Origin of the sequence: Streptomyces sp. NPDC007856 (assembly GCF_042868225.1) — a bacterium.
Taxonomy (GTDB): domain Bacteria; phylum Actinomycetota; class Actinomycetes; order Streptomycetales; family Streptomycetaceae; genus Streptomyces.
The window spans coordinates 184,568-204,283 of record NZ_JBIAEC010000007.1 but is presented as its reverse complement, the minus strand read 5'-3'; the positions used below and the strand labels follow the sequence as shown (position 1 = coordinate 204,283).

Sequence of the window (19,716 nt, the reverse complement as noted above, 5' to 3'; positions counted from 1 at the left end):
ATCGGGAGGGCGCCCGGGTGATCTGGGCAGGGCGCACCTTTGGACCATAACGGGACCCGCGATGGCGCGCATACGGAGCGCGGATCGTCCGGCGGCCGGATCACGAGGGACAGAGGCGCGCCCAGAACTGGCTCCTTTGCCTCAGAGGCAAGAAAATTGCCCACTGGGCAAGAACGGGGCTGAATGGAGGCATGAACGCCTCAGACGCCGGGCCGCCGGCAGGCCCGGGCGGCGAGTTGCCCGCCGTCGCACCGCAATTGCGGGCACTGCGGCGGCGCGCCGGCCTCACTCTGGAGGTCGCGGCCCGCGCCGCCGGGCTCTCACCGGCCCATCTGTCCCGGCTGGAGACAGGACAGCGGCAGCCGTCGTTGCCGATGCTGCTGGCCCTCGCCCGTATCTACAGTACGACCGTCTCCGAACTGCTCGGCGAGACGGCCGCCGACCGGGACGCGATCGTGCGGGCCGGGGACATGGAGCCGACCCGGGCGGGCGGCTGGACGTACTTCCAGGCCGGGGCGCCCGGCCGCGCCATGCAGGCCCTGCGCGTGCGCGTGCCGTACGGCTCACAGGGCGACGTCGTGCGGGTCCACCCCGGCGAGGAGTGGCTCTACGTCCTGCGGGGCCGGCTGCGGCTGCGCCTCGGCGACACGGTGCACCTGCTCGCGCCCGGCGACAGCGCGCACTTCGACTCGCTCACCCCGCACCGCCTCGCCGCCGAGGACCACGACGGCGTCGAGCTGCTGTTCGTCCACACCCTGCTACAGAGCCCCACGGCCACGCTGTGCCTGGGGCCGCTGACCGGAGAGCTGCCATGAGCGACCTGGAGACGAAGTTCCCCCGTTCCCTGTGGATCCGCCTGATCATCTACATCGCCCTCGGCCATGTCCTGGCCGGGTTCCTCTTCCTGCTGTTCGCGCTGGGCGCGAAGAACTGACGCGCCGGCCGGTCAGTCCAGCAGGCGCTCGCGCAGCGCGTCGCGGGACGCCGGGGTGAGACCGAGACCCCGTTCCAGGTAGGTGTCCACCCCGCCCCAGGTCTCCTCGATGGTCTCGAACGCCGCGTGGAGGTACTCGGCGCGGGCGTCGAAGAGCGGGCTGAGCAGCTCCATGATCTCCGGGGTGTACGCGGTGTCCGCGCTGCCGTTGCGGCGGACCTTGTAGCGCCGGTGCTTGGCGTTGGACTCCAGGTAGTCGGCGACGATCGCCTCGCGCTCCACGCCGAGCGCGAGGAGTGTCACGGCTATGGAGATGCCGGCGCGGTCCTTGCCCGCCGCGCAGTGCATCAGCGCGGGCACGCTCTCCTCGACGAGCGCTCGCAGCACCTGGGAGTGCTCGGCGGTGCGCTCCATGACGATCGACCGGTACGAGGCGATCATCCGGGCCGCCCCCTTGCCGTCGGACAGGATGCCGCGCAGCTGGTCGAGATCGCCGTCGCGGACCATCTTCCAGAACTCGGCGCCGTCCGCCGGGTCGCTCAGCGGCAGGTTCACGTTCCGTACGCCGGGCAGCTCGACGTCCGGGCCCTCCAGCTTCTGGTCGGCCGCGTTGCGGAAGTCGAAGATCGTGTGCAGGCCCAGGGAGGCGAGGAAGGCCGCGTCGTCCTCCGTCGCGTGCGCCAGGTGCCCGCTGCGGAACAGCACGCCGTGACGAACCCGTCGTCCGTCCGTGGTGGGCAGTCCGCCCACGTCACGGAAATTGCGCACACCGGCCAGCTCCGGCTCGGTCGACGGGACCTGCTGCGTCACGGGGGCTCCTCGCGGTCGGGCCCCGCCGTCGCGACTCGCCGGCGGGCACTCCGTCGACCATACGACATCGGTTTCCTCGGGCAAGGAGTTGTCCACAGGCATTGTCACCAGGGGCTGCGTCACCTGATGATGTTGGCACTTGAGCGGATCTGTTGGCACCTGTGAGGTCTTACGTGGTGGACATCGCCGAAGACGGTCGTACCTGGCTCCTCTCGGGGCCCACCAGTAGCTATGCCCTGCATCTCACCGACGCGGACGAGCTGCTCCACCTGCACTGGGGGCCACGCATCGCCCTCGCGGACGCGGACGCCCTCGCCGAGGCCCCACTGCCCGGCTACTGGCCCTTCGAGTCCCCGTTGGACGGCCGCGAGGAGTACCCCGTGGAGGGCGGCCCCCGCTTCGTCCGCCCCGCCCTGTCCGTGCGCACCGAGGAGCGCCGCGGCACCGAGTGGCGTTTCGTGTCGTACGAGACGGAGGGCGACGAGCTGCGGCTGCGCTTCGATGACGACGGCCTCGCCGTCACCCTGCACTACCGGATGCGCGGTGACGTCGTCGAGCGCTGGGTCACGGTGGCGAACGGCACGCACACGCGCGTGGAGCTGCTGCGGGCCGACGCGGCCACCTGGACGCTGCCCGACCGCGACGGCTGGCGGCTGTCCCAGCTGCACGGCCGCTGGGCCGCCGAGTCCCGCCTCACCACCGCCCCGCTCACCTACGGCGAGAAGGCCATCGGCAGCCGCCGCGGCCACACCGGCCACCAGCACCTGCCCTGGGTGGCGCTCGACACCGACGCCACCGAGGAGCTGGGCGAGGTCTACGGCTGCGCGCTCGGCTGGTCCGGCTCCTGGCGTATCGCGGTCGCGCAACTCCCGGACGCGCGCGTGCAGATCACGGGCGGCGCCGGCTACGACGACTCGGGGCTGCTGCTCCTCGAGCCGGGGGAGTCGTACACCACCCCCGTCTTCGCCGGGCTGTGGAGCGACGGCGGTTTCGGCGGCGCGAGCCGCACCTGGCACGCCTACCAGTGCGCGTACGTCATCCCGGACGCCGAGCGGGACCGGCCGGTGCTCTTCAACTCCTGGGAGGCGACGACCTTCGACATCTCCGAGCAGCAGCAGCTCGCGCTCGCCCGCCGGGCGGCCGGGATCGGCGTGGAACTGTTCGTCGTGGACGACGGCTGGTTCGGCGCCCGCACCAGCGACCGCGCAGGCCTCGGCGACTGGACCCCCAACCCCGACCGCTTCCCGCACGGCCTGAAGCCCCTCGCCGACCAGGTGCACGGCCTCGGCATGCAGTTCGGCATCTGGGTCGAGCCCGAGATGGTCAACCCGGACAGCGACCTGTACCGCGCCCACCCCGACTGGGTGCAGTACCAGCCGGGACGGAAGCGGACGGAGCTGCGCAACCAGCTCGTCCTCAACCTCGCCCGCGAGGACGTCCAGGAGTACCTCTGGGAGCAGCTGGACACCCTGCTCTCCAGCGCGCCGATCGACTATGTGAAGTGGGACTTCAACCGCTGCTTCACCGACGCCGGCTGGCCCGGGGAGCCGTATCCGCAGCGCCTGTGGGTGGACCATGTCCGCGCCTTCTACGCCTTGCTGGACCGGCTGCGCGCCGCCCACCCGCAGGTCGCCTTCGAGTCCTGCTCGGGCGGCGGCGGCCGGATCGATCTCGGTGTGATGAGCCGCACCGACCAGGTGTGGACCTCCGACAACACCGACCCGCTCGACCGGCTCGCCATCCAGTACGGCTTCAGCCAGATCCACCCCGCCCGGGTCATGGCCGCCTGGGTCACCGACAGCCCGAACACCCAGCTCAACGGCCGGGTCAGCTCCCTGCGGTTCCGGTTCGTCAGCGCCATGGCGGGCGTCCTCGGGGTCGGCGGCGACCTCAACGAGTGGACCGAAGAGGACCTGGCCGAGGCCGGGCGCTGGGTCGAGCTCTACAAGGAGATCCGCCCGGTCGTCCAGCAGGGCGAGCTGTACCGGCTGCGGCCCCCGGCCGGCGGTCTGAGCGCCGTCCAGTACCTCCTGGGCGAGGAGACGGTGGTCCTCGCCTGGCTCCAGGCGCAGAGCCACGGCGAGCCGGCGCCGGCGCTGCGTCTGCGCGGACTCGATCCCACGGCATCGTACGAATGCCGCGAAACGGATGAGGTTCACCGTGGTGCCGTCCTGCTGCACCACGGCCTGCGCACCGGACTCAAGGGCGACCTGGATGCGACGGTTCTCCGACTGCGCCGCATCTGAGATTCCGGCGCGGGACCAGCGCTATTCCCGAATGGCAAATTATTTGAGGGTGTCACATCTCACCGTTCGTCAACCCCTCCTTACGGTCGCGTAGGTCACATCCGAAGGGGAATCATGGTCCGACGTGGCAGACGATTCGAAGAATGACAACAGATCAGTGATCGGGTCGTACGTGGCGGTGGGGGACAGCTTCACCGAGGGCGTCGGCGACCCGGGGCCCGACGGGGCGTTCGTCGGCTGGGCCGACCGGTTCGCGGTACTGCTCGCCGACCGGCGGCCCGAGGGCGACTTCAACTACACCAATCTCGCGGTCCGCGGGAAGCTGCTCGACCAGATCGTGCAGGACCAGCTCCCGAAGGCCGTCGAACTGGCCCCGGACCTGGTCTCCTTCTGTGCGGGCGGCAATGACGTCATCCGGCCCGGCACGGACCCGGACGAGGTGGCCGAGCGCTTCGAACGGGCCGTGGTCCGGCTGACCGAGACGGCCGGCACGGTCATGGTGACGACCGGCTTCGACACCCGTGGCGTCCCCGTGCTCAAGCATCTGCGCGGCAAGATCGCCACGTACAACGGGCACGTCCGCGCCATCGCGGACCGATACGGATGTCCCGTGCTCGACCTGTGGTCCCTGAGGTCCGTGCAGGACCGCAGGGCGTGGGACAGCGACCGGCTGCACCTCTCGCCCGAAGGGCACACGCGCGTGGCGCTGCGCGCCGGTCAGGTCCTCGGTCTGGAGGTCCCGGCCGACCCGGAGCAGCCGTGGCCGCCGCAACCGCCCCGCGGCACCCTGGAGATCCGCCGCGACGACGTCCACTGGGCCCGCGAGTACCTCGTCCCGTGGATCGGCCGCCGACTGCGCGGCGAGTCCTCCGGCGACCATGTGACGGCGAAGGGCGCCATGTCGCCCGACGACATCAAGATGCGCATCGCCTCGGTGGCCTGACCGCATCGCCGTGCCCCCCACCGTGTGACCTGCGGTGCGGGGCACGGGTGTTCGTGGGTGGTGCGCCCGGCTCAGCCGTCGGCGAGTGTGCCTGCCCGGAGACGGCCCCGAAGCGCGCGTGGCCCCGGCCTCACAGGGCAATGCGCCTAGCGCTCCGTCAACGCCTCCCGGTCCAGGCCCAGTTCCCGTGCCAGCGCGTCGTCGACCCATTCCTGCGCGCGCGTCCGCGGCACCGCTCCCGGGTACGACGTCAGCTGCACGGCGAGCCCGTCCAGCAGCGCGGTCAGCCGCAGCGCGGCGCCGGCCGGATCGGCACAGGCGAACTCGCCCGCCGCCACGCCCTCGGCGATGACCTCGGTGATCGCGGCCTTCCACTGCTTGTCCAGGTCCCGGGTGACCTCCCGCAGGGCGGGCTCCCGCAGGGCCACGGCCCAGCCCTCGATCCACAGCCGCCAGCCCTTGGCCTGCCCGGTCGGCGCGTACCAGCGCACCGCGGCCCGCAGCCGGCGCAGCGCGGACGTCCGCCGGCCCAGCAGCTTGCGCAGGTGCGCGAGATCGTCCTCGGCCGCGTAGGTGAACGCGGCGGCGACCAGCTTCTCCTTCGTCGAGAAGTGGTACAGCACCAGCGCGTTGCTCACCCCGAGCGCCGCCGCGACGTCGGCGATCCTGACCGCCGCCACGCCCCGCGCCTCGATCTGCCCGATGGCGGCCCGCAGCAGTTCCTCCCGCCGCTCGGCCACGCTCAACCGCACTCTCGCCACGCGGTCACCCTACACAGCCGCCTGGACATGCGCCGACGACCTCTTGACACCCCTGTGCGGCCGGGGTCACAGTACCCGCACTACTGACTGCTCGTTCAGTCAGTAAGCGGTCCGCCGCCACAGTCGGCCACCGTGCCAACGCCACCCCCCGCCGTCATAGGAGTCAGCCCGCGCCCGTAGGAGTCCGCCCGTGACCCACGCCCCGACCACCTCCGCGCACCCACAAGGCCCCGACACACCCGATCTCTCCGCCGGCTGGGGCGAGCAGCGCATCCGGCTCCGCAAGGAGCTGCGCCGGCGCGACGTGCTGTTCTTCCTCATCTGCAGGCTCGTCGGCCTGGACACCATCGGCTCGGTGGCCGCCCAGGGCCCCCAGGGCCTGACCTGGATGGCGATCCTCGCGCTCGCGTTCTTCGTGCCGTACGGCCTGCTCGTCGCCGAACTCGGCGCCGCCTTCCCGGTGCAGGGCGGCCCGTACGTGTGGACCCGGCTGGCCCTCGGTCGGCTCACGGCGGGCGTCAACCAGCTGCTGTACTGGATCTCCAACCCGGTCTGGGTGGGCGGCAGCCTGTGCATCATCGCCCTGACGACCTGGGAGGAGTTCTTCACCCCGCTGCCCGGCGCCTGGAAGTACCTCGCCGGGTTCGTGTTCATCTGGGGCGGCGCGCTGGCCGTCGTCCAGTCGGTGCGGATCGGGAAGTGGGTGCCGATCGCCGGTGCCGCCGCCCGGGTCGTGCTGCTGGGCTTCTTCCTCGTCTCGGTCGTCGTCTACGCCGTCCGCAACGGCGTGCACGCCCTGCCCGCCGGCGGCTTCACGCCGACCTACACCGGCTTCGTCGCCCTGGTCCCCGTGCTGATCTTCAACTACGTCGGCTTCGAACTCCCCAGCTCGGCGGCCGAGGAGATGCGCAACCCGCGCCGGGACATCCCGCTGTCCATCCTCCGCTCCGGCCTCGCCGCACTCGTGCTCTACGGCGGCCCGATCCTCGGCATCCTGTTCGTCCTGCCGAGCGAACGCATCGGCAGCCTCGGCGGGTTCATCGACGCCTGCAAGGCCGTCTTCACGGTCTACGGCGGCTCGATCGCGGCGGACGGCACGGTCACCCTCACCGGCTTCGGCGCGGTGTGCGGCGGGATCGCGGCCGCCGGACTCATTGTCGGGCTGCTCACCTCGGGCGTCACCTGGGCCATGGGAGCCCACCGCGCCCAGGCCGTGGCCTGCGCGGACGGCGCCGGCCCCGCCTGGCTCGGCCACATCTCCGCCAAGCACGGCACTCCGGTACGGGTGAACCTGCTCTCCGCCGTCCTCGCCTCCGCGCTGTTCGTGACCGCCCTCAACCTCACCGGCGGCGACGGCGAGAAGTACTTCGCGGCGGGCCTGGGCCTGACCATCTCCACCACCTTCATCTCCTACGTCATCACGTTCCCGAGCCTCGCCGTCCTGCGCCGCAAGCACCCGGACGTGCCCCGCCCCTACGCCGTCCCCGGCGGGCTGCTCGGCGCCCGCCTCATCAGCGGCCTCGCCACCGCCTTCGTGGCCTTCACGGTCGTCGTCCTGATCTGGCCCGGCTTCGGCGTCGGCTGGTTCGGCACCGGCGGCAGCCCCGCGGACTCACTCCCGCACTCCTTCGCCGGGCAACGGGCGGCCTACACCCTCAGCCAGGTCGTACCGCTGGTGCTGTTCGTGGCCATCGGGTTGGGCTTCTATGCGGCGGGGGCGCGAACGCGCAGGGAGAAGGGGTAACGGGCGCTCCGCGCTTGTTTCGACATCGCGGGCGGGCGATCGCGGAGGGCTTCGCGGCCGAGGGGCGCCGGGAGGCCCTCCGTGATCGCATGTCGTCGTTTCGGGCCGCAGCGCAGGCGTGGCACTTCCGCCGGTATTCGTCCGCGCCATGACATCGTCGTACAGGGTCGCCGAGGCGCCCCCCGCTGTCAGCTTCCGTCATGCGCCCCGGACGACCGCATGCGCGTCCAGGGCGAGCGCGCCGTCCGCATGCACCAGCAGCGGGTTGACCTCCAGCTCGGTGAACTCCGGGTGTGCGGCGGCCACTTGAGTGATCACGCACAGGGCGGTCGCGGCGGACTCCAGGTCGACGGGCGGGGCGCCGCGCCAGCCGGTCAGCAGGGGTGCGTGGCGCAGCCCGACCAGCAGCGCACGCGCGCGTGCCGGGGTGAGCGGGGCCAGGGCGAGCGCGGTGTCGGCGTGCAGTTCCGCGGTGACGCCGCCGATGCCGGCCAGGGCGACCGGGCCGAACGCCGGGTCGTGCCGGACGCCGACGATCAGCTCGTGGGCGTGTGCCGGTGCCGCCATGGCCTCGACGGCGTAGCGTGCGGCGCCGGTGGACGCGCGCATCCGGGCCAGGGCCGCGCGTACGGCATCCGGGTCGCCGAGGCCCAGCGCGACCCCGCCGGCCTCCGTCTTGTGCGCGAGGCCCATCGCCTTGAGCACGACCGGGAAGCCCACGCGCCGGGCCGCCGCGACCGCCTCCTCCTCGGAGTCGGGCACGAACTCGGCCTGGGGAAAGCGCAGTCCGTGGGCGGCGAGCAGGGCGCGGACGGTCTCGTAACCGCCGTCGGGCGCGGGTGGCGCGGAGCGGGGGAGAGGTGGCGGGTCGGTCGCCGCCGCGGCGGCGAGCCGTACGGCCCCGGTGAGGGCTGTGGCCGCCTGCTCGATGCGCTCGTACACGGGTGTCCCGCGCTCGCGCAGGACGGCGAGGGCAGGGGTGTCGCGGGCCATGGTGTGCACGAGCAGCGGGCGTCCGGTACGGGCGGCGGCGTCGGCGAGCGCGCCGGCCACCTCGCACTCGTGGGCGGTGCGTTGGGGGTCCGCGCTGGCGTAGTCGCCGAAGTAACCGGTCAGGACGACCGCGTCGGCCTCCCCGCTGCCCAGCAGTGTCTCCGCCACGCGCGCGTAGCTGCCGAGATCGGCCTCGCCCGCGCCCGCCAGGTCGACGGGGTTGCTGCAGCCGGCGGCGGGTGGCAGCGCCTCGGCCACGCGGCGCACCGTGGCGGCCGACAGTTTCGGCACCCGGGCGCCGCGCATCGCGAACGCGTCGGCGGCGAGGGCGCCCTGACCGCCGCTGTCTCCTACGATCGCGATGCGGAGGGCGGCGGGACAGCGGGTGTCGGTCAACGGCGGTTGGCCAACGGGCGTTGGCGGGGATGGGGTTGGCTGGGGAACGCCGACCCCGGCCGGGGGGTGTCGACGGTCGCCGGCCGACGCGGCCAACGCCTGTTCGCCAACGTCTGTTTGCCCACATGCGTTGTCCCCCGCCGCGGTCTGCCCACGCCTGTTCGCCAACAGACGTTGGCCATGGAGCGTTTGCCCACCGGCGTTGTCCGACCCCCGCCCGCTCCTCCCGGCCCCCGGCAACCACCCGCGCACGGCCGGCAGACACACCGCCGTGTCCACCAGCTCGCCCGCCGAATCCAGCAGCAGCGCGCCGCTGTCCCGGCAGACGGCCGCCACCGTGTCGTACGAACTGACCATGGCGCCCGTGTGGGAGGCGGCGGCGCCCGCGGCGGCGGGGCTGCGGCCGACCGTGAGCAGCAGGACCGGTTTGCCCGCCGCGTGCGCGGCCCGCAGCACCCGGGCGAGACGGCGGCCGTCGCGGAAGTCCTCCACGTAGGCGGCGAGCACCCGGGTGGGCGCGTGCGTGACGAGCGTCTCCAGGGCCTCCGCCGCGTCGATGTCGCGCTGGTTGCCGAGCGAGACGAACCGGGAGAAGCCCTGTCCCGCGCGGGCGAGCAGCCGCCCGATCTCCAGCGCGAGGTTCCCGCTCTGCGACACCAGGCCAACCGCGCCCGCCGGGAACTCGCCCCAGCTGAGCCGCAGTTCGCTGCCCGTGTCGACCAGACCCATGCAGTTGGGGCCGAGCAGCCGGGCGCCCCGGGCGGTCACCTCGCGGGCCAGCGCGCGCTCCCCGGCCGGGTCCCCGCCGGAGGTGATGACGGTGAAGTGGCGGGCGCCGGCCGCCAGGCCCTCGGTCACCACGGGCCGTACGTGCGCGGGCGGCACGGCCACCACGACGTGCTCGCAGGCGAGCCCGGTGAGCCCGGCCCGGAACGGCACGCCGTCCAGGCTGCCGCCCCGCCGGTTCACCAGGTGCACCGCCCGCCGCGCCCGCCCGGCCAGTGCCCCCTTGGCCAGCCAGTAGCCCCACTTCCCGGGCTGCGCGGAGGCGCCGACGACGGCGACCGAGGCGGGGTCGAACAGCGCGTCCGGGGAAGGCGCGCCGGAGCCCCTCACCGGTACCACCCGAAGCGGTCCGCGATCATCGGCAGCCGGTCGGTCACCAGGGCGTGGGCGGCCGCGCGCGGAGTCGTGCCGTCGGCGTCCGCACGGTCGAGGATCAGGCCGATCAGGGCGCGCATGGAGCGCCGGATGTGCGCGAAGGCCTCGTCGGCGTCCGCGCCGATGTCGCCGAACAGGGTCCACCACCACCAGGCGTTCGTACCGGAGTTGACCACCACGTCCGGCAGCACGGTGACCCCCCGCGTGGCCAGCAGCTCCTCCGCCTCCGGAAGTACGGGCATGTTGGCGGCCTCCACGATCCAGCGGGCGCGGATCCGGTCCTGGTCGGCGGTGTCGATCGCGTACGACACGGCCGCCGGTACGAGCACCTCCGCGTCGGCGGACAGCCAGGCGTCGCCGGGCAGTTCGCGGTCGCCGGGGCGCAGCACACGGCGGTCCACCGCGCCGTAACCGTCCCGCGCGGCCAGCAGGGCCTCGACGTCCAGCCCGGCGGGATTGGCGATGGTCCCCTTGATGTCGGCGACCGCCACCACCGTCAGCCCCGCGCGTGCGAGGAACCGCGCGGTGGCCCCGCCCATCGTGCCGAGCCCCTGTACGGCCACCCGGGTGCCCGGGTAGGGGACGCCCGCGCGGTCCAGCGCCGCGAGCACCGACTCGGCGACCCCGCAGCCGCCGGCCAGTTCGTCCAGACCGATGCCGTCCACCTCGACCGCGAAGGCGGCCGCGAGCCGCTCGCGGGCCGCCGCCTCGTCGTCCAGCAGCGGGTACACGGCCTGGATGGAGGAGACCAGACCCGCCTCGGCCGCCGCGCGGTCGACCAGGTCCTGGGTGAGGCCGAGGTCCTCGCCGGTGGTCCAGAAACTCTCGATGTACGGGCGCATGGCGCGCAGATAGCGCACCAGAAGTCCGTACGCCTGCGGGTCCTGGGGGTCGCAGTCGATGCCGCCCTTGGCGCCGCCGAGGGGCACATAGCGCGCCTCGGGGTCGTAGTGCAGCGCCTCCTTCATCGTCATGCCGCGGGCGAGCCCCGCCACCTCCTCCAGCGTGCAGCCGGGGCGCATCCGCAGTCCGCCGCTGGCCACGCCGCGCACCAGCCGGTCCACGACCAGGAAGCCCCGGCGGCCGGTGACGTGGTCGGTCCAGACGAGCGACATCAGGGGAGCGGTGGCGGTCATGGGGTCTCCTCGGGGACGGTGATCAGGGTGGGGCCGGGCCGGTCGAGGGCCTCGGTCACGGCACCCGCCAGCGCGGCCGGGTCGCACGCGCGCGTGCCGTGTCCTCCATAGGCGCGGGCCAGGGCGGGCAGGTCGACCGGCGCGAGGTCCACCGCGGCCGGCGCGTCGCCGCGCGCCCGCATCTCGTCGCGGATCTCGCCGTAGCCGCCGTTGTCGAACACCACTATGGGCAACGGGAGTCGGAGCTGTGCGGCGGTCGCCAGTTCCTGCACCGTGAACTGCAGTCCGCCGTCCCCGCTGAGTGCGAGCACCTGTCGGTGCGGCTCGGCGACCTTGGCGCCCAGCGCTGCGGGCAGCGCGTAGCCGAGGGTGCCGAAGCCGGTGGGGTGCAGATACCGGCCCTCGGGGCCGACGGGCAGGTGGGGGAGAGCGCCGTAGTAGCAGCACTGGGCGCTGTCGGAGGTGATGACGGCATCGGCCGCCAGCACCGCACGCACCGCCCGCAGATACGGGATCCAGCGGGCGTCCCGCGCGGCCGTCTCGGTATCGCGCGCGGCGCGCAGGGCGGCCACCTCGCCGGCCACGCGCGTGTGCGGCTTCTTTCGGGGTACGCGCGCGTGCCGGTCGTCCGGCAGTTCCGTCAGCAGGGCCTCCAGGGCGAGCCGCGCGTCCGCCACGAGCGGTACGTCCACCGCGGCGCCCGCGTACATCTGGTCCGGGTCGAGATCGACGCGTACGAGCGTGCCGTCCAGGGGCGGTGGGGCGGTCCAGAAATCGGACTCGGACAGCTCCGTGCCGACGGCGAGGACGGCGTCCCGCGTGGCGAGCCACTTCTGCACGGCCAGGCTGTGCAGGGAGACGCCGAGGGACAGCGGATGGGTCTCCGCGACCGTGCCCTTGCCGGCCGCCGTGGTCACGACGGGCGCGCCCAGGCGCTCGGCGAGGGCGAGACACTGCGCCCGCGCGCCGACGGCTCCGCCGCCGAGCACGAGCGCGGGGCGGCGGGCGCCGGAGAGGGCCGTGACGGCGCGTCGTACGGCCGCCGGGGCGGGCGCGGGCAGTAGGGCGCACGGGGCCCGCCGGACGGGCCCCAGCACCTGGGTCGCCGTCAGCAGGTCCAGCGGCACCTCGATGTGGGCGGGGCGCGGGCGCCGGATGCGGAACAGGGTGAAGGCCCGGGCCACGGCCGCGTCGATCTCCGCGACCGACGAGACCCGGTGACTGAACGCGGCGACCCCGCGCAGGGCGTCGGTCTGGCTGCGCATCTCGTGCAGCGCGCCGGTGGCCAGCCGGGGATGGCCGAGCGGCATGCCCGGCGAGACGACCAGCAGCGGCACGCTGTCCGCGTAGGCCTCGCCGACGGCGGCCGCCGCGTTCAGCAGGGCGGGCCCGGTCGTGGTGAGCACGACCCCCGGACGGCCCGTCACGCGCGCGTACCCGTCGGCCGCGTACCCGGCACCCTGCTCGTGGCGGGGCGTCACATGGTCGATGCCGTAGGCGGGCAGATGCCGGTGGATCTCCAGATTGTGGGTGCCCGGGATGCCGAAGACGCGGGTCACGCCGTGCGCCCGCAGGGCCCGTACGAGCGCCTGGCCGCCCGTCAGCAGGCCGTCGGCGGCGGCCTGGGACACCGGCTCGGCGAGAGCGCCCATCACAGACTCCGCGCGATGACGAGCCGCATGATGTCGGAGGTGCCCTCCTCGATCTCCTCCAGTTTGGCGTCCCGCATCCACTGCTCCACCGGGAACTCCCGCGAGTAGCCCCAGCCGCCGAGCGTCTGCACGGCCGCCCAGGTGCAGTACGCGGCTGTCTCCGACGCCGTCAGTTTGGCCATCGCGGCCTCCGCGGTCGCCTCCAGACCCGCGTCCAGCCGGCGGGCCGCCCGCCAGGTCATCAGCCGGGCCTGCTCCACGCGCGTGCGCATGTCGGCGAGCCGGAAGGCGACCGCCTGGTGCTCGATGACCGGCTTGCCGAACTGCCGCCGCTCACGGGCGTAGTCGCGCGCGTACTCGTACGCCGCCCGGGCCACGCCCGTCGCCGCCGCGCCCAGCACCGTACGGGAGATGTCGAAGGTCCGCATCAGCCCGACGAAGCCCTCGCCCTCCGCGCCGAGCCGGTGCTCCTCGGGTACGAACGCGTCCTCGAAGAAGATCTCCCGGCAGACGATCGCCCGCTGCCCCATCTTGCGCATGGGCTCGCCGAAGGTCATCCCCTCGGTGCCCTTGCGCAGCAGGAAGGCGCTGACCCCGCGCGAGCGCCGGGTGGGGTCGGTCTTGGCGAAGACCACGTAGCTCTCGGCCTCGCCCGCGTTCGAGATCCACGCCTTCTGGCCGTGCAACCGGTAGCCGCCGGCCGTGCGGTGTGCGGCGGTGACGATCGACGCGGCGTCGGAGCCGGCGCCGGGCTCGGTCGTCGCCAGCGCCGTCATCGGGGTGTCCGGTCCGGCGAGGGGCGTCAGCCACTCCTGCTTCTGCTCCTTGGTTCCGAGTTCGAGGACGGGGTCGGCGAAGAAGCCGTTGGAGCACAGCAGGTTGCCGATGCCCAGGTCGCCCACGCACAGCTCCTCCTGGACCAGGCACTGGGTGAAGACGTCGGTGAAGCCGCCCCCGCCGTACTCCTCCGGCAGCATGAACCCGGTGATGCCGACCTCGGCGGCCCTGCGCCACAGGTCCCAGGGTGTCTCCACGTCGGCCTCGTCCACGGCACGCGCGCGTGGCCGTATCTCCTCGCGGGCGAAGGCACGGGCGAGATCGACGACGTCGCGCTGTTCGGGGCGGAGCGGGACCAGCTCGGTGGGGAGGTCGGACATGGTGCCTCCAATGCGGCCGCGGACGGTGGTCGGCGAAGGGCGCAGGGCAGAGCTCCACTGAACGCTCTACTGAATCGTGAGTCAGTATCCGGAGCCGGTCCGTGACCTGTCAACGTGCTGAACCGAGGTTCAGTAGCGTGCCGCCGGGCCCGCTGAGGTGCCCCCGCCGGGGCCGGACTGTCGGAGGGGCCGACCATAATGGGGAGCCTCACCCACTCCACCGGGAGGTACCGTGACCGGACTGCGTTCCTCGAGCTCCGGGCTCCGCGCCCTGCGGCCCGCGGCCTTCGGCGCGGAACCGGGCGGAGAGCGCCTGGCACGCATCCGCCGCTCCCTCCACTTCAAGGACGGTGTCTTCCAGAACCCGGGCGGCACCGCGCGCACCCGGCCCTCCGGCTCCACGCTGGACCTGGCGAAGGTGTTCCTCGACAAGGAAACCCGGCCCCTTCGGGCCCCGAAGGGCACCGTCCCGGTGCATCCCACCACCTTCGCCGACCTGGCCAAGCCGCCCGCCACCGGACTGCGGCTGACCTGGATGGGCCATTCCAGCGTCCTCGCGGAGATCGACGGTCACCGGGTGCTGTTCGACCCCGTATGGGGCGAGCGCTGCTCCCCGTTCCCCTTCGCCGGCCCCAGGCGGCTGCACCCCGTGCCGCTGCCGCTGGCCGCGCTCGGCGAGGTCGACGCGGTCGTCATCTCGCACGACCACTACGACCACCTGGACCTGCCCTCGATCAAGGCGCTGGCCGGCACCGACACCGTCTTCGCCGTGCCGCTCGGCGTCGGCGCCCACCTCGAACACTGGGGCGTCTCCCCGGACCGCCTGCGCGAGCTGGACTGGCACGAGTCGACGCGGGTCCGCGGCCTCACCCTCACCGCGACGCCCGCCCGGCACTTCTGCGGCCGCGGCCTGCGCAACACCCAGCACACGCTCTGGGCGTCCTGGGCCGTCGCCGGCGAGGAGCACCGGATCTACCACAGCGGTGACACGGGCTATTTCGAGGGCTTCAAGGACATCGGTGCCGAGCACGGCCCGTTCGACGCCACGATGATCCAGATCGGCGCCTACAGCGAGTTCTGGCCCGACATCCACATGACCCCCGAGGAGGGCCTGCGCGCCCACCTCGACCTGCAGGGCGGAGCACCGCACGGCGCGCTGCTGCCGATCCACTGGGGCACCTTCAACCTGGCCCCGCACCCCTGGGCCGAGCCGGGTGAGTGGACGAAGGAGGTCGCCGAGGAGGCCGGCCAGGCGGTGGCCCTGCCCCGCCCGGGCGAGCCCTTCGAGCCGGCGGGCAAGCTCCCGGCGGAGGCGTGGTGGCGCGGCGTCTCCGGGGAGCTGCGGCGCACCTGGCGCTCGGTCGGCGCGTTCGTGGCGGAGCCGCCCGCTCGCAGGTGACGCCGCTGAGCCGTCAACTCCGAGGGGCGGGGACGCCTCGGTCGCCCGCCGGGCCTCAGCGTGGCTGTCGCCCTCGGCGACCGTGACGGGCTCGCTGCCCTGACCATGCGCCGCCAGGCGGCCGACCTGGGCGGCCCCGCGCCGACGCCGGCGCCGTACCGGCCGAACCGCCCCCGCGGGCCGGACTGCGCCGGGTGGCCCGGCGCCCGAGGACCTGGCTCCAGCTGACCGAGCCCATGCTCGCCGTCCTCGCTCGCGCCGGATTCGACGACGCCGTACGGAGGTCTTCAGTCCCCACGCCCCAGCCAAGGCCAAAGCGGATACTCTCCGTAATAGTCCGCCGCGACGACGATCGCGTCGTCGTGATGGATTCTGCACGAGTCGTATCGATGTGTTTCGGGTTCAACTCCCGTGCTTGACCGGGTAATCGGTCTGTCGTACGAGGCCTCATACCAGAGCGGGACCAATCCTGCGGGACTTTGTCAACTGCCCCCCGCACATGAGGGGGAGGCGACTACTGTCAGTGGCCGCATGGCAGCCCGACGGACTAGTACGAGGACGCAGATGTCTCACCTCCGAGCACCGGTCGCCCGTGCCGACCGCCGCGAGGGCGGCCGGCACGGGCGACCGGTCGCCCGACCCGCTCCCGCACTGCCCGAGACGCACATACGGCCCCAGCTCATGCGGCTCGCCGTGCTGCCGCCCCTCGCGGTCGCGCTGAGCGCCACCGCCGCCGTGCTGTTCAGCATCCGCTCCTCCGGCGCGCGCACCGGGCCCGTGCTGTGGGCCGTACTGGCCGGAGCGGTCACCGTGGCCGTCGCCGGCATCCTCATCGCCGCCGTGGCCGCCGACCGGGCCGCCCGTTCGGTCTCCGACCGCGTCGACGCGCTGCGCCGCACCGCCGCGCGCGGCGAGGCCGACCTGCACGCCCTGGTCGACGCGCTGCGCCAGGGGGAGGCCCCGCCGCAGCGCACATCGCGCCGCCGCCCGCCCGAGGACGCCGACGACTTCGAACTGCTCGCCGCCGACCTGGCCCGCGCGCACGACGGCGCCGTCACCGCCGTCGTGCGCGCCGCCCAGCTCTCCAGCCAGGCGGGCAGCGAGCAGAAGCTGGAGGTCTTCGTCAACCTCGCGCGCCGGCTCCAGTCCCTCGTGCACCGGGAGATCTCGATCCTCGACGACCTCGAGAACGAGATCGAGGACCCCGACCTGCTCAAGGGCCTGTTCCACGTGGACCACCTGGCCACCCGCATCCGGCGCCACGCCGAGAACCTCGCCGTGCTCGGCGGCGCCGTCTCCCGGCGCCAGTGGAGCAACCCGGTCAGCATGACCGAGGTCCTGCGCTCCGCCATCGCCGAGGTCGAGCAGTACTCGCGGGTGAAGCTGGTGCCGCCGATCGACGGCGAACTGCGCGGCCACGCCGTCGCGGACGTCATCCATCTGCTCGCCGAACTCATCGAGAACGCCTCGGTGTTCTCCGCCCCCCACACCCAGGTGCTGCTGCGCGCCAACCTCGTCACCTCCGGGCTGGCCGTGGAGGTCGAGGACCGCGGGCTCGGCATGCCCGTCGGCGAGCAGAACCGGATGAACGCCCTGCTCGCCGACCCCGACCAGGTCAACGTCGCCAGCCTGCTGGCCGACGGCCGGATCGGCCTCTACGTCGTCTCCCAGCTCGCCCGGCGGCACGGCATCCATGTGCGGCTGCAGACCAACATCTACGGCGGTGTGCAGGCCGTACTCGTGGTTCCCCAGGCGTTGTTGGGCACGGTGCCCGGGGCGGGCGGCGTGGTCGCCGGCACGATCGCCGATGCCGCCACCGGGGCGGGCGTGCACCGGCCGCAGGATCCGGCGGACACCGGGGCGTCGCCGCAGGTACGGCTGCCGGGCCAGAGCGGTGCACAGGGTCAGGGGCAGGCCGGTGGGTTCGGCCGGCGGCAGGGGCACGGGCTGGGGCAGGAGCGGGGGCCCGCGCCGGCGCCCGCAGCTGCGCCTGCGCCTGCGCCTGTGCCGGGAGCGCGGTCCGGGGATGCCGGCTCCGCGCGCGGCGGTGCCGGGCCGGACGCCGAGCCCGCCGCCGGCTCGAGGGCCGTGGCCGGGGCAGGCCCCGTAGCGGGTTCCCCGGGAGAGGGCGGCTCACCGGGCGACCCGGCTCAGCTGACCGGCCGGCGGCGGCACGCCCAGCGCGGGAGCGGGCGGCGCGACGCCGGGAGCGGGGACGTACGGCCCGGTGAGAGCGGTGACGGCCGGCGGAACGGAGGTGGCCTCGCGCCGCTTCCGGTGCGGGGCGCCCGGCAGGACCGGCCCACCCCCGCCGAGGCCGTGCCCGGCATCGGCAGCGGGGACCGGGCGGCGATCGAGGCGCACGCGGGCATCCTGCCCACCCCGCGCAGCGGCACCGTGCGCGGCACCATGAACAAGCCCCAACTGCCCCGGCGCCGCGCGCAGGAGCACATCGTCCCCCAGTTGCGCGGCGGCCCCGTACCCCGCCCGGAGGGCGACACCGTCCCGGGTCACGACCCGGGGCTGATGGCGGCCTTCCAGCGCGGGATCGGACTCGCCGAGGCGCAACAGCACATGGCGAGCCGGGAGCCCGCCCGTCCGGACGCCGACCAACTGGACTCCGCCCTCCTGGGCTCAGCCCACATGGACGCCAGCCATGCCGCAGTCCCCCTGATGAGCCATCACATCCGGCCCGCAGCAACAGAGTTCACCGACCCACCCCGTGTGCAGCCGGACCCCATGGGCTCAGACCATACGAGCTTGGACCACATGGGCCCCGACCACATGGACCCCACCCCCATATCGCAGGGGCGGCGCACCCACGCGCCCGCATCCGACGGTGCTCGTGGCGCCGGCCGGCCCGACGGGAGCGCCCCGGCCGGCTGACGCCCGCACCGTACCCACCCCCCCATCACCGACGACCATTCCCCCCAACCGCCAGCGCTCCCGAAGACCTCGTACCCCAAGGAGTCGATCCACCATGGCGAGCGATGCGCCGACCGCCCACGCATCCGACCTCGACTGGCTGCTGAGCGGCCTCGTGCAGCGCGTACCGCACACCACCAGCGCGGTGCTCCTGTCCTGTGACGGGCTGGTGAAGTCCGTGCACGGCCTCGACATCGACAGTGCCGACCACATGGCGGCCCTGGCCTCCGGCCTGTACTCCCTCGCCCGCAGCGCGGGCGTCCGGTTCGGCGACGGCGGGGAGGTCCGCCAGGTCGTCGTCGAGCTGGACTCGACCCTGCTGTTCGTCACCACCGCCGGCTCCGGCACCTGCCTCGCCGTGCTCGCGGGCCGCGAGGCCGACGCCGCCGTGCTCGGCTACGAGATGGCGATGCTCGTCAAGAGCGTCCGCCCCTACCTGGTGACGGCCCCCCGGCAGCACGCCGTCGAACCCACGGCGACGAGGCCTTGAGCGTGGCCGCAGCCGGCGACGGGCCGTGGCTGGACGACGCGGCCGGACGGCTGGTGCGCCCGTTCACGGTCAGCAACGGACGCACCGAGCCCAGCATCGCCCTGGACCTGATGTCACAGGTGATGGCCACCGGCGTCACCCCGCTCGGCTATCTCGGCCCCGAGCACGCCCAGGCGCTCGACCTGTGCCGGGCGCCCGTCTCGGTCGCCGAGGCCGCCGCGCATCTGAAACTGCCCGCGGTGGTCACCAAGGTGCTGCTCTCGGACCTCGTCGACTGCGGGGCGCTGACCACCAAGCCCCCCGCTTTCCACCACACACCCACTGACCGGTCTCTGCTGGAGGCAGTGCTCGATGGACTACGACGACAGCTCTGACCCGTTCCCGACCGCGCTGAAGATCCTGGTGGCGGGCGGGTTCGGGGTCGGCAAGACGACCTTCGTGGGCGCGGTCAGCGAGATCGCGCCGCTCAGCACGGAGGAGCTGCTCACCACGGTCAGCGTCGGCACGGACAGTCTCGACGGCGTCGAGAACAAGATGGAGACGACGGTCGCCATGGACTTCGGCCGGATCACCCTCGATCCGGACCATGTGCTGTACCTGTTCGGCACGCCGGGGCAGGAGCGGTTCTGGTTCATGTGGGACGAGCTGTCCGAGGGCGCGCTCGGCGCGGTGATCCTCGCCGACACCCGCCGGCTGCAGGACTGCTTCGCGGCCGTGGACTTCTTCGAGGAGCGCGGACTCGGCTTCATCGTCGCCATCAACGAGTTCGACGGCGGCTACCGCTACGACCCCGAGGAGGTGCGTGCCGCCATCGACCTGGACCCCGCGATCCCCGTCGTCAGGTGCGACGCCCGGATCTCCAGCTCCGGCGTGCAGACCCTGCTCACGCTCGTACGCCACCTCCTCGCCCACGCCCCCGCGACGGCGCCGAGCCATGGCGCCCACATGTGATCCCGCACTACCGTCCAC

Annotated in this window: 16 protein-coding genes; 10 read left to right on the top strand and 6 right to left on the bottom strand. The window is 73.3% G+C overall.

The window, feature by feature from the left end:
- Window positions 1–191 precede the first annotated feature (191 nt).
- Both ACFYOH_RS18985 and ACFYOH_RS18980 read left to right on the top strand, forming a co-directional pair.
- Window positions 192–815 (top strand): helix-turn-helix domain-containing protein, encoded by a 624-nt coding sequence (locus tag ACFYOH_RS18985; protein ID WP_388626908.1) that lies wholly within the window; start codon window positions 192–194, stop codon window positions 813–815.
- Window positions 812–934, top strand: a complete 123-nt coding sequence (locus ACFYOH_RS18980; RefSeq protein WP_388626906.1) for a DUF6126 family protein — start codon at window positions 812–814, stop codon at window positions 932–934. Before ACFYOH_RS18985 ends, ACFYOH_RS18980 begins: the two co-directional genes overlap by 4 nt.
- 12 nt (window positions 935–946) lie before the next feature.
- Here the strand turns inward: ACFYOH_RS18980 and ACFYOH_RS18975 are convergent, their stop codons facing one another.
- Window positions 947–1,744, bottom strand: coding sequence for a tyrosine-protein phosphatase (locus tag ACFYOH_RS18975; RefSeq protein ID WP_388626905.1), 798 nt, complete (start codon window positions 1,742–1,744; stop codon window positions 947–949).
- Window positions 1,745–1,917: 173 nt separating this feature from the next.
- Between ACFYOH_RS18975 and ACFYOH_RS18970 the strand changes: the two genes are divergently transcribed.
- Together ACFYOH_RS18970 and ACFYOH_RS18965 are read left to right on the top strand one after the other, a co-directional pair.
- Window positions 1,918–3,990, top strand: coding sequence for an alpha-galactosidase (locus tag ACFYOH_RS18970; protein WP_388626903.1), 2,073 nt, complete (start codon window positions 1,918–1,920; stop codon window positions 3,988–3,990).
- A gap of 157 nt (window positions 3,991–4,147) precedes the next feature.
- A complete protein-coding gene (locus ACFYOH_RS18965) occupies window positions 4,148–4,933 on the top strand; it encodes an SGNH/GDSL hydrolase family protein (RefSeq protein ID WP_388627202.1) in 786 nt (261 codons plus the stop codon).
- Between the two features lie 146 nt (window positions 4,934–5,079).
- Here ACFYOH_RS18965 and ACFYOH_RS18960 read toward each other — a convergent pair whose 3' ends face one another.
- On the bottom strand, window positions 5,080–5,694 hold the full coding sequence (locus ACFYOH_RS18960; RefSeq protein WP_388626901.1) for a TetR/AcrR family transcriptional regulator: 615 nt from the start codon (window positions 5,692–5,694) through the stop codon (window positions 5,080–5,082).
- Between the two features lie 190 nt (window positions 5,695–5,884).
- Between ACFYOH_RS18960 and ACFYOH_RS18955 the strand changes: the two genes are divergently transcribed.
- The gene (locus ACFYOH_RS18955) at window positions 5,885–7,438 is read left to right on the top strand and encodes an APC family permease (protein ID WP_388626899.1); all 1,554 of its coding nucleotides are present in this window, start codon (window positions 5,885–5,887) and stop codon (window positions 7,436–7,438) included.
- A 198-nt stretch (window positions 7,439–7,636) separates the two neighbouring features.
- Here the strand turns inward: ACFYOH_RS18955 and ACFYOH_RS18950 are convergent, their stop codons facing one another.
- Genes ACFYOH_RS18950 through ACFYOH_RS18935 form a run of 4 tightly spaced genes read right to left on the bottom strand, consistent with a single transcriptional unit; the run spans window position 7,637 to window position 13,933 of the window.
- Window positions 7,637–9,943 (bottom strand): acetate--CoA ligase family protein, encoded by a 2,307-nt coding sequence (locus ACFYOH_RS18950; protein WP_388626897.1) that lies wholly within the window; start codon window positions 9,941–9,943, stop codon window positions 7,637–7,639.
- Window positions 9,940–11,124, bottom strand: a complete 1,185-nt coding sequence (locus ACFYOH_RS18945; protein ID WP_388626895.1) for a Glu/Leu/Phe/Val dehydrogenase dimerization domain-containing protein — start codon at window positions 11,122–11,124, stop codon at window positions 9,940–9,942. The genes ACFYOH_RS18950 and ACFYOH_RS18945 overlap by 4 nt, the downstream gene beginning before the upstream one ends.
- A complete protein-coding gene (locus tag ACFYOH_RS18940; RefSeq protein WP_388626893.1) occupies window positions 11,121–12,776 on the bottom strand; it encodes a thiamine pyrophosphate-dependent enzyme in 1,656 nt (551 codons plus the stop codon). Before ACFYOH_RS18940 ends, ACFYOH_RS18945 begins: the two co-directional genes overlap by 4 nt.
- Entirely contained in the window at window positions 12,776–13,933 is a 1,158-nt protein-coding gene (locus ACFYOH_RS18935) for an acyl-CoA dehydrogenase family protein (protein WP_388626892.1), read from the bottom strand. The genes ACFYOH_RS18940 and ACFYOH_RS18935 overlap by 1 nt, the downstream gene beginning before the upstream one ends.
- A gap of 232 nt (window positions 13,934–14,165) precedes the next feature.
- Between ACFYOH_RS18935 and ACFYOH_RS18930 the strand changes: the two genes are divergently transcribed.
- From ACFYOH_RS18930 to ACFYOH_RS18910, 5 genes are all read left to right on the top strand, one after another.
- A complete protein-coding gene (locus tag ACFYOH_RS18930) occupies window positions 14,166–15,332 on the top strand; it encodes an MBL fold metallo-hydrolase (RefSeq protein WP_388626890.1) in 1,167 nt (388 codons plus the stop codon).
- Window positions 15,333–15,896: 564 nt separating this feature from the next.
- Window positions 15,897–18,218: an ATP-binding protein gene (locus tag ACFYOH_RS18925; protein ID WP_388626888.1), complete on the top strand. Its 2,322-nt coding sequence runs from the start codon at window positions 15,897–15,899 to the stop codon at window positions 18,216–18,218.
- A gap of 94 nt (window positions 18,219–18,312) precedes the next feature.
- Window positions 18,313–18,747 (top strand): roadblock/LC7 domain-containing protein, encoded by a 435-nt coding sequence (locus ACFYOH_RS18920; protein ID WP_388626886.1) that lies wholly within the window; start codon window positions 18,313–18,315, stop codon window positions 18,745–18,747.
- Between the two features lie 2 nt (window positions 18,748–18,749).
- Window positions 18,750–19,121 carry a DUF742 domain-containing protein gene (locus ACFYOH_RS18915; protein WP_388626884.1) on the top strand — a complete coding sequence of 124 codons (372 nt, stop codon included), beginning with the start codon at window positions 18,750–18,752 and terminating at the stop codon, window positions 19,119–19,121.
- Entirely contained in the window at window positions 19,099–19,698 is a 600-nt protein-coding gene (locus tag ACFYOH_RS18910; RefSeq protein WP_388626882.1) for an ATP/GTP-binding protein, read from the top strand. Before ACFYOH_RS18915 ends, ACFYOH_RS18910 begins: the two co-directional genes overlap by 23 nt.
- Window positions 19,699–19,716: the final 18 nt, after the last annotated feature.

Coding starts and splice junctions, on each gene's coding strand:
- ACFYOH_RS18985 (WP_388626908.1), top strand. CDS start 192: ATGAACGCCTCAGACGCCGGGCCGCCGGCAGGCCCGGGCGGCGAGTTG.
- ACFYOH_RS18980 (WP_388626906.1), top strand. CDS start 812: ATGAGCGACCTGGAGACGAAGTTCCCCCGTTCCCTGTGGATCCGCCTG.
- ACFYOH_RS18945 (WP_388626895.1), bottom strand. CDS start 11,124: ATGACCGCCACCGCTCCCCTGATGTCGCTCGTCTGGACCGACCACGTC.
- ACFYOH_RS18940 (WP_388626893.1), bottom strand. CDS start 12,776: ATGGGCGCTCTCGCCGAGCCGGTGTCCCAGGCCGCCGCCGACGGCCTG.
- ACFYOH_RS18935 (WP_388626892.1), bottom strand. CDS start 13,933: ATGTCCGACCTCCCCACCGAGCTGGTCCCGCTCCGCCCCGAACAGCGC.
- ACFYOH_RS18925 (WP_388626888.1), top strand. CDS start 15,897: ATGTCTCACCTCCGAGCACCGGTCGCCCGTGCCGACCGCCGCGAGGGC.
- ACFYOH_RS18920 (WP_388626886.1), top strand. CDS start 18,313: ATGGCGAGCGATGCGCCGACCGCCCACGCATCCGACCTCGACTGGCTG.
- ACFYOH_RS18910 (WP_388626882.1), top strand. CDS start 19,099: ATGGACTACGACGACAGCTCTGACCCGTTCCCGACCGCGCTGAAGATC.